Source organism: Archangium sp., assembly GCF_036389735.1.
Classification (GTDB): Bacteria; Myxococcota; Myxococcia; order Myxococcales; family Myxococcaceae; genus Archangium.
The window spans coordinates 1-8,314 of record NZ_DASVWK010000136.1; the positions used below are offsets into that span (position 1 = coordinate 1).

Below are 8,314 nucleotides of genomic sequence, written 5' to 3' on the forward strand. Positions count from 1 at the left end.
CCATCGACGCGGTGAGCCGCCAGGTGGACGCCATCGTCAATCACATGCTGGAGCTGGGCAAGCGCTCGCAGGAGATTGGCGGCATCCTGGACATCATCAACGAGCTGGCCGAGCAGACGAACATCCTCGCCATCAACGCCACCATCGAGAGCGCCGGGGCGGGGGAGCACGGCAAGCGTTTCGCGGTGGTGGCCGAGGAGATCCGCAAGCTGGCGGACCGCGTGGGCAGCGCCACCAAGGACATCCGCGCGCTCATCGACGAGATTCGCGCCGCCTCCAACACCACCATCATGGCGACCGAGGATGGCTCCAAGGCGGTGCAGAGCAGCGCCAAGCAGTTCGCCGAGGTGGCCGGCAGCTTCCGGCGCATCGCCGAGCTGGTGCGCACCAACCTGGACGTGGCGCGCGAAATCGAGATGAGCACCCAGCAGCAGACGACGGCGGTGGAGCAGGTGAACACCGCCATTCTCGAGGTGGCCCAGACGGCCCGGCAGTCCGAGGCCAGCTCCACGCAGACGCTTCAAACGGCCACCCAGCTCATCCAGCTGTCCAAGGAACTGCGCGCCATCATCGACTCGCGCGCCGAGGGATAGCGCCCGCGCCGCCGTCGGCCTCACGCGGATGGCGGCAGGTGGTCCCGGATGACGCCGAGCCAGTACTCGCGTCCGTAGTACTGGCTCATCTTCCCCAGCAGCTTGCCGTCGCGGAAGAGCAGGAAGGTGGGGATGCCGTACAGGCCGAAGCGGCGCGCCAGCTCCTCGTGCTCGTACGCGTTCACCTTCACCACCCGCATGCGGGCTCCCTCCAACTCGGAGAGCAGCGCGGGCTCGGCCGCCGCGTAGATGTCGCAGTTGGGACAGCCGGGGCCCCAGAAGTCCACCACCACCAGCTCGCCCTGGGGCTCGAGCACCAGCGGGTCGAAGGTCTCTGGCGTCGCGTCGTAGCTCACGGGATGTGCCATTCCCCCTCCCTAACGAGGTGACGCCACCGCTTCAACTCACTGCACCGTCCGGCGCTCGAAGTCATCGCTCCAGGTGCCCCTGCGGGAGTACACCGTCCCCGACAGCAGCGGCCCGTAATAGACGGTGTCCAGCGGGCCATACACCCGCGTCCCGTCGAAGAGCCCCACCTCGCCTCCCGCGCGCGACAGGGTGAAGGGCAGGTGCGTGGGCCCGGCCTCCGTGTTGCCATCCGCGATGAGCCGCAGCGTCTGGCCGGGCTTCAGCACCAGCGGGGGCAGGCGGTACTTCCCCGGCGCGCGCAGGTCGTCCGTCACGACGTAGCCCGTCAGGGAGCGCTCCTGGGTGCCTCGGTTGAGGACCTCCACGTAGCCGCGGCTGCCCGCCGACACCTCGCGGATGACCAGCGTGCCCGTGCCATGGGCTCGCAGCGTGGTGAGCTGGCCGTGGAGCCAGGCGCGGCGGCCTCGCACGTAGCTCTTGAGGTAGCCGCGCGCCCGGGCGGCGTGCTCCTTGGAGACATAGGGGTCCTTCTCCAGCTCCGGCCCCACCACCCGCCACAGCGCGTCGATGTGGGCCCAGGCCTGCTCCTCGGAGAAGGGCCCCGCCAGCGCCGCCTCCAGCTTGGCGAGCACCCGCTCGCGCAGGGCCGGCCGCTCCCAGACGCGCGTGGCGAGCACGCTCCAGGTGGGCCGCTGCGTCGGGTACTGCGTCACCCGCTGCTCCCACACCCTCTGCACCCAGGGGTCGTACGCGGTGAAGACGGCCGCCGCGTGCTGGGTGGGGGGCAGTTGGTCCGCTTCCCACGTGCGCCAGTAGAGCATCCGCGCGTTGTTCAGGTCCCAGGGGACATACGTCCACACGTCGCTCTGGAGCTCGTGGACCCAGTAGCTGCGCGAGTCCTCGACGATGCTGTTGGAGATGAGCGCGTCGGCCGCGAGGTTGCCGAGGTAGGCCTCCAGGTTCACGTGCGCGGACAGCCACGACTCCAGCACGGCGTCGTCGCTGCGGTTCACCCCGGTGAGGAAGGCCCGCAGGTCCTCCCAGCCGGTGTCCTCGTTCGTCTTCTTCTCGAAGTCATCCTGGTAGGGGCCGGGCGAGAGCGTCAGCTCGCAGTTGCGGCCCCCGCACCGATAGATGGACGCCTGGCGCTCCATGGCGTGGTGCTTGAGGTAGTCCTTCCCCACGTGCTCCATGTCCAGGTAGAGCCCGTTGGGCTTGCCGTTGAGGCTCACCCGCGTGTAGCGGGCCCGGGGCACCGGCAGCCCCAACGCCGCGTACAGGTCCACCGCGAACTTCTCCGTCAGCTTGCCGCCGTCGAACCAGCAGGCGAGCAGCTCGAAGTGGTCGCGATCCTCCAGCTCATAGCCGGGGTCCAGCTCGATCTTGAAACTCTTCTGCGGCACGGTGCGGGTGCTGGCACCGCGGTAGCGCATGAGGCCCGGGGCGCGCACTCCGTCCAGCTCCACCACCACGGGGACGCGCGCGTCCGACTCCGGCTCGGCTTCCAGCTTCGCCAGGTCCTCCGGGGCCACGGATAGCGAGAAGGTAGGCACCCGCGTCTGGACCGGCGGGAAGCTCCTCGGGCCCGCGTCGGGAGTCCCCGCGTCCGGAGTCGCGGGGCTCTCCGGCGTCTCGTCCGGGTCCATGGGGTCCGGCTGTCGCTGGGCGGGTTGCTGGGAGCTGGGAGCGCTGGCCGTGACATCCACTCCCCCGGGTCCGCAGGCCAGCGCGCCCACCAGTGCCACCGCCATCAGCCACGTCCGTCGCCGCATGCCACCTCCGTCAGGTGGGGGGCCATGTGCAGCGGACATGCCCAGGGGGTGTCACCCGGTGGATGCGCCATTGCCCTGGGGGGCCTGGCCTGGAGACCTCCGAGGCCCAGCAAGGCCCCAGGGTGGGAAAGCGCGTTCCCATCCTGGGTATTCGCGTTGCCCACCCTGGGAACCCCTGTTCAGGCCAGGAAGCCTACCGGGCGGTGACGTCCAGGGTGATGGTGATGGTGGCCTCGAAGGAGCTGGTGGACGTCTTGGGGGTGGTCCCACGCAGCCCGAGGCGGAAGTCGTTGCGGGCCAGGTTCGCGTTGAGGGGCTCCAGGTCGTTGTTCAGGGTGTCCATGGACACCTGGGCGCTGCCCTTGGGGTCCTCGAGCTCGGCGATGTCCACCTGGGTGCCGGTGTCGTTGGATCGCAGGAAGGCCGTCACGGGGCCGGTGAGCACGTCCTGGAGCATGCCCACGTTCTGGGACCGCGTGACGTCGAGCTGGAGGCGGACGTCCGTCACGTCGAAGCGGGTGGGGGTCGTTTCCAGGGCGGACTGGGCCTGGGAGATGAAGGCCTTCCACTGGGGATCCTCCGGGTTGATGTGGGTGTCATCGGCGATGGTGCTGCCGGTCACGTTCCCGGGCTTGAGGTGCACCTGGTAGGTGACGGTGCCTTCGTGGCTGGGGCCGCAGGCGGCGAGGATCAGCGTGAGGGGGATCAGGAGGTGAAGGTGGCGCATGGAGGGGTCCTGGAAGGGAGGGGGAGAGGGACGCCCGTGGGTTGACACAACACGGGACCGGCGGCTTCCGGGTGCGAAAGACTGCCCGCGCGAGCCGGTGCAGTGCACAATATCCGAGGAGGCGCACTGCGCGGCAGTCGCCGTTGATTTGGGGCTCATTCGACGCGGAGGGGACATGCACGAGTGGCTGGAGGGACTTCAGAAGTCGGCGAAGCGGACGGTGGCCGGGGTCGGGCCCGATGACATCCGGCGGGCGGAAACCGAGTGTGGAGTGCCCTTCCCCGAGGAGCTCGGCGCGCTGTACCGCGCCTTCGACGGTGGAGAGCTCCTGGGAGACGTCACCCTCTTCCCGCTGCACGCTCCCGAGGGGACGCCCAGCGTGCTGGACAAGACGCGGCTGAAGCTGGAGAGCCTGCCGGCCGCCGGGGTGTGGCGCTTCGGGGTGAAGGGTCCCCACCGCCAGCTCTTCGCCGCGCGCAAGTCCGCGATGGTGGAGCAGGCCGACAGTCCCCTGCCGGGCTGGGCGGGGCCCCTCTCGGATGATGATTGGATCTACGGCACCTGGGAGACGGAGAAGCGCGAGCTGCGGCTGTACCGCTCGCTCCAGACGATGCTCGAGGTGCTCGTGCCGCCCGCCGAGGTGGAGGAGTTCGGTGACAGGACCTTTGCCCGGGCCCTCTCCGCGGTGCAGGGCGCGCTGAGCGACCTGTCCGTGGAGTACGAGGAGGGCGAGACCCCGGCGAAGGTGCGGGCCGAGGAGGAGAAGCAGGAGGAGGAAGAAGAGGCCGGGGCCGAGGAGGAAGAGGAGGCCGGCGAGGAGGCCACGGAGGAAGAAGAAGCCGGCGAGGAGGAGCGGGCCGAGGCTGACGAGGAAGAGGTCTCGCCGAAGCCCGAGCCCACGCGGGAGGAACTGCGGCAGCTCGTGGTGGCCGCCGCCGAGCGCCGTGTGGAGCGCCTGCGCCAGCCGGTCCCCGCGGAGCCGCGGGGCGTGGTGAAGGCGGTCGCCACCGAGGCTCGGAGCGCGGCGAAGAAGGCCACCGCCGTGGTGACGGACGCGGCGAAGAAGGTGGCGGACCGGGCCCTGGTTGCTACCGGCATGAAGAGCGCGGCGAAGAAGGCCACCCCCCAGGCGAAGCCCGTCGCGAAGACTCCGGCGCGTGGCACCGCCCCGAAGACCCCGGCGGGTGGTGCTCCGGCGAAGGGTGCGGCCAAGAAGGCGGCGGCGAAGAAGGCCCCGGCCGCCAAGAAGGCGGCGGCGAAGAAGGGTGCGGCCAAGAAGGCGGCGGCGAAGGCTCCGGCGAAGAAGGGTGCGGCCAAGAAGGCCCCGGCCAAGAAGGCGGCGGCCAAGAGGGCAGCGAAGGCTCCGGCGAAGAAGGCGGCGGCGAAGAAGGCCCCGGCCCGGAAGGCCACGGGCGCGAAGCGGGCTCCCGCCAACAAGAAGGGCGCCGCGCGCGGCCGTCGCTGAGCCATGTCCCTCCGGCCCTCTCCCGGGAGGGGGCTGGAGGCTCAGTGGTGGAGCAGTGGGGGCTCGTCGGGAGGTCGCTCCCGGGAGCCCTGGTCCTCGGGGGCGAGGATGACCCGGGTGACGCCGTTCTTGCCCGTGCGCCACTGCTGGTGCAGCCGCGCGAGCCGGTCCTGGAGAAGGATCTGCACGGCGCCCGCGATCGGGAGCGCCAGCAGCGCGCCGATGAGCCCGGCCAGGCTCGTGCCCACGAGCATCACCAGGGCGATGAGCAGCGGGTTCATCTTCAGCGTCCGGCGCTGGATGAGGGGCTGGAGCAGGTGGCCTTCGAGCTGCTGGTAGAGCAGGAACAGCCCCAGGGCGATGAAGCCCGCCTTGGTGCCCGCCGAGGCGAAGGTCGTCACCGAGACGAGGATGGCGCCCAGGAAGGAGCCCACGAAGGGGATGAGCCCCAGCAATGCCATGGTGAGCCCCAGGGGTAGGAAGTAGGGCACGCCCAGCAGCAGCATGGACACCGCCGTCACCACCCCGCCGATGAACGAGATGAGGAACGCGCCCGCCACGTAGCTGCCCACGGTGCGGTGCATCTGCAGGCCGAGGGCGCGCCAGTGCTCGCGGCGCGAGGGCTCCACCCACAGCAGCGACTTGTCGAACAGGTCCTTGCCGAACAGCAGGAAGAAGGCCGTCAGCACGGTGATGGTGAGCGCCGCGGCCAACCGCTGGAGCAGGTCCGTCACCATCCCGAGCATCGGCCCTGGCGCCATGGCGATCCGCCGGCGCAGCTCCCCGTTGACCCGGTCGATGAGGTCATAGCGCTCGTCCAGCCTCTGGACCCACGGCAGGTGCTGGAGCTTGTCGAGGTAGTCCGGCGCCGCGCGTACCAGGGCATGGCCCTGCTCGATGAGCATGGGCACCAGCGTCATCACCAGCATCGACAGCAGCCCGAGCCCCAGCAGGAACACCACCAGCACCGCCACGCCGCGCCGGGTGCCCCGCCGTTCCATCCGGCTCACCAACGGATTGGCGGCCAGGGCCAGGAAGAGGGCCACCATCACCCAGGTGAGCACCGTCCACGCGGTGGCCAGCATCCACAGCACGGCCACCAGCGCCAGCACGTTCAACGCCACCGTCCACACGGTGCGGGGCGTCACCTGGGAGCGCGGTCGAGGCGGTAGCGCCAAGGGCCGGGCTCTCGTCTACCCTTCGGGGAGATCGTTCGGAGGCATGGGCCGCAGCGGCTGGCTTGGCCGGGCGGTGATCTCCCGCTCCTCGTCATCCTCACCGTCGCCCCGGGCGAACTCGTGGATCTGATCCGGCAGGATGTCCCGGTAGTCGGGCGAGTCCTCCAGGGGAGGCGTCGCGGTCAGCTCCTGGTCGGTGAAGTTGATGTGCTCCTCCCCAGTGACGGGGTCTCGATTGCGCAGGGATTCCGACTCGCCTACGTCCTCGGATCCGAGGTCCTTGAATCGCATGGGTTGTCCTCCGGACACGCCGGGTTGGTTGCTCTGAGCCAACGGTGCGAACCCGATGGATTCCACGCAACGAAGCGCGGTTGCCTGCTCGCTGCGTGGCGCGGCTCAGCGTGGAGCGGCGATCGTCCGGCCCGAGGGGTAGCGCGGCGGGGCCTCGGCCAGCACCATGCCCAGGGCGAGCACCCGGGAGAGCGTCTCGCGCAGGGCGTAGCGGCGGGTGCGGGGTCGTCCCTCGTCCGCGGCCACGCCCCAGGCGTCGATGCCCACCGAGTTGGCGATGTAGAGGGCCCGCGTCAGGTGGAAGCGCTGGGTGACGAGCACCGCCTCGCTCACCCCGAAGACGGTGCGGGCCCGCACGGAGCTGTCATAGGTGGACAGGCCCGCGTCATCCTCCTCCACGGCGGACGGGGGCACGCCCCGGTCGAGGACGTAGCGCATCATGGCCCGCGTCTCGTCGTGGAAGGGGTCCGAGTTGTCCCCGCTGAGCAGCAGTGCGCTCACCCGGCCCCCCTGGTAGAGGGCGATGGCGGCGTCCAGCCGTTGAGCCAGCACGGGCGAGGGCACCCCTCCAGGCGCGAGCCCCGCCCCGTACACCAGCGCCACGGCCTTGCGGGGCGCCTGGGCCCGGGGGATGATCCGGTGCTCGTAGCGCTTCTCCACATAGAAGGAGAGCACCGCCAGGCCCAGCAGGGCCGCCAGCCCCGTGGCCAGCAGCGCCAGCACCCACCTGCGCACCTGGCGTGCGGTCTTGACGCCTCTCCCCATGGTCCCCGGCCCAACCGCCGGGATTTTCATTCTCCTCCCCGGGGGGCCCGCCGCAAAGCGCTCCGCCGCCTGGTGCTCAAACGGGGACACCAGCGGTGGGTACCTCGGCGGGTAGCCCGTACCGTGCCACCGTCTCCAGGAGCTGCTGGGGATTGACCGGCTTGCCCAGGAAGGCGGCCACCTCGTAGCTGGCCGCGTACAGGGCCCGGTCCCTCGGGCTCATCCCCGCCATGGCCGCCGAGAGGATGATGATGGGGACGGCACGCAGGGTGTCATCCGCCTTGCGGGCGGTGAGCACCCGGTGTCCGTCCATGACGGGCAAGGACATGTCCAGCACCACCACCGCCGGCCGGGGCGACCGACCGAGCAGATCCAACGCCTCCTTGCCGTGGCTCGCCGCTAGCACCTGATGGCCGTGAAGCTCCAGGAAGTGCTGGAGCGACTCGCGGATGTCGGGATCGTCCTCCACGATGAGTACCGGGCCGCGCAGCAATGTCATGGGTCAGCGCTCCGCCAGTGAAGTGGAACCTGCCCTCGAAGGCTAATCCCGGAGGGCGAGGGGGGCACCCCCAGGGGATCGGAGGGGGCGTGTCCGCCTGGAGGGTCGGCTCCGGGCGCCGGAGACCCCCTCTTGTTGCAAGGCCACGGTTGACCGTCCGCCCTACCGCCTATATAGGGGGCCGCGTTCAGGTTTCCAGAGGAGTTGGTGGCCCCATGGCGTCCCTTCGCGATATCCGCAAGCGCATCCGCTCGGTGAAGAACACGCGGCAGATCACCAAGGCGATGAAGATGGTGGCCGCCGCGAAGCTGCGCAAGGCGCAGGACGCCATCATCGCCGCCCGCCCCTACGCGTCGATGCTGGACCAGATCATCTCCGACCTGGTGACGCGCTCGGGGGGCGAGGAGCTGGCCCACCCGCTGCTGACGTCCCGCCCGGTGCGCAAGGTGGAACTGGTGGTGCTCACGTCGGACCGCGGTCTGGCCGGCGGCTTCAACTCCAACGTCATCCGGCGCGCCAGCCGCTTCGTCTACGAGAACAGCGGCCTGGAGGTGGAGATCTCCACCGTGGGCCGCAAGGGCAACGACTTCTTCCGCCAGCGCGGCCAGAAGATGCGCAGGGACTTCGGCCACCTGTCCCAGAAGCCCGAGTACAC

At 70.1% G+C, this 8,314-nt stretch carries 10 protein-coding genes; 3 read left to right on the forward strand and 7 right to left on the reverse strand.

From position 1 onward, the window contains the following. On the forward strand, nucleotides 1-593 hold a 593-nt coding region (locus tag VF794_RS05165; protein ID WP_331108058.1), incomplete at its 5' end, for a methyl-accepting chemotaxis protein. Nucleotides 594-613: 20 nt separating this feature from the next. On the opposite strand, the gene VF794_RS05170 is transcribed toward VF794_RS05165, so the two are convergent. The 3 genes from VF794_RS05170 to VF794_RS05180 form a co-directional block, all read right to left on the reverse strand. After that, nucleotides 614-961, reverse strand: a complete 348-nt coding sequence (locus VF794_RS05170) for a thioredoxin family protein (protein ID WP_331108059.1) — start codon at nucleotides 959-961, stop codon at nucleotides 614-616. Nucleotides 962-997: 36 nt separating this feature from the next. After that, nucleotides 998-2,734: a CotH kinase family protein gene (locus tag VF794_RS05175; RefSeq protein ID WP_331108060.1), complete on the reverse strand. Its 1,737-nt coding sequence runs from the start codon at nucleotides 2,732-2,734 to the stop codon at nucleotides 998-1,000. 193 nt (nucleotides 2,735-2,927) lie between these two features. Beyond that, nucleotides 2,928-3,461, reverse strand: a complete 534-nt coding sequence (locus VF794_RS05180) for a hypothetical protein (protein ID WP_331108061.1) — start codon at nucleotides 3,459-3,461, stop codon at nucleotides 2,928-2,930. Nucleotides 3,462-3,636: 175 nt separating this feature from the next. On the opposite strand from VF794_RS05180, the gene VF794_RS05185 reads away from it, so the two are divergent. Then, nucleotides 3,637-4,926, forward strand: coding sequence for an SMI1/KNR4 family protein (locus VF794_RS05185; protein ID WP_331108062.1), 1,290 nt, complete (start codon nucleotides 3,637-3,639; stop codon nucleotides 4,924-4,926). 41 nt (nucleotides 4,927-4,967) lie between these two features. On the opposite strand, the gene VF794_RS05190 is transcribed toward VF794_RS05185, so the two are convergent. The 4 genes from VF794_RS05190 to VF794_RS05205 form a co-directional block, all read right to left on the reverse strand. Beyond that, nucleotides 4,968-6,104: an AI-2E family transporter gene (locus VF794_RS05190; protein WP_331108063.1), complete on the reverse strand. Its 1,137-nt coding sequence runs from the start codon at nucleotides 6,102-6,104 to the stop codon at nucleotides 4,968-4,970. 15 nt (nucleotides 6,105-6,119) lie between these two features. Continuing rightward, a complete protein-coding gene (locus VF794_RS05195; RefSeq protein WP_331108064.1) occupies nucleotides 6,120-6,395 on the reverse strand; it encodes a hypothetical protein in 276 nt (91 codons plus the stop codon). A gap of 105 nt (nucleotides 6,396-6,500) precedes the next feature. After that, complete coding sequence (locus VF794_RS05200; RefSeq protein WP_331108065.1) at nucleotides 6,501-7,160, reverse strand: SanA/YdcF family protein; 660 nt, start codon at nucleotides 7,158-7,160, stop codon at nucleotides 6,501-6,503. Between the two features lie 76 nt (nucleotides 7,161-7,236). Then, nucleotides 7,237-7,659 (reverse strand): response regulator, encoded by a 423-nt coding sequence (locus VF794_RS05205; RefSeq protein ID WP_331108066.1) that lies wholly within the window; start codon nucleotides 7,657-7,659, stop codon nucleotides 7,237-7,239. Nucleotides 7,660-7,874: 215 nt separating this feature from the next. On the opposite strand from VF794_RS05205, the gene VF794_RS05210 reads away from it, so the two are divergent. Continuing rightward, the coding region (locus VF794_RS05210; RefSeq protein ID WP_331108067.1) for a F0F1 ATP synthase subunit gamma at nucleotides 7,875-8,314 on the forward strand (440 nt) is incomplete at its 3' end.

Bases quoted from the DNA above. Each gene is read 5' to 3' on its own strand.
- VF794_RS05180 (WP_331108061.1), bottom strand. From the start codon at position 3,461: ATGCGCCACCTTCACCTCCTGATCCCCCTCACGCTGATCCTCGCCGCC.
- VF794_RS05195 (WP_331108064.1), bottom strand. From the start codon at position 6,395: ATGCGATTCAAGGACCTCGGATCCGAGGACGTAGGCGAGTCGGAATCC.
- VF794_RS05205 (WP_331108066.1), bottom strand. From the start codon at position 7,659: ATGACATTGCTGCGCGGCCCGGTACTCATCGTGGAGGACGATCCCGAC.
- VF794_RS05200 (WP_331108065.1), bottom strand. From the start codon at position 7,160: ATGGGGAGAGGCGTCAAGACCGCACGCCAGGTGCGCAGGTGGGTGCTG.
- VF794_RS05170 (WP_331108059.1), bottom strand. From the start codon at position 961: ATGGCACATCCCGTGAGCTACGACGCGACGCCAGAGACCTTCGACCCG.
- VF794_RS05185 (WP_331108062.1), top strand. From the start codon at position 3,637: ATGCACGAGTGGCTGGAGGGACTTCAGAAGTCGGCGAAGCGGACGGTG.
- VF794_RS05175 (WP_331108060.1), bottom strand. From the start codon at position 2,734: ATGCGGCGACGGACGTGGCTGATGGCGGTGGCACTGGTGGGCGCGCTG.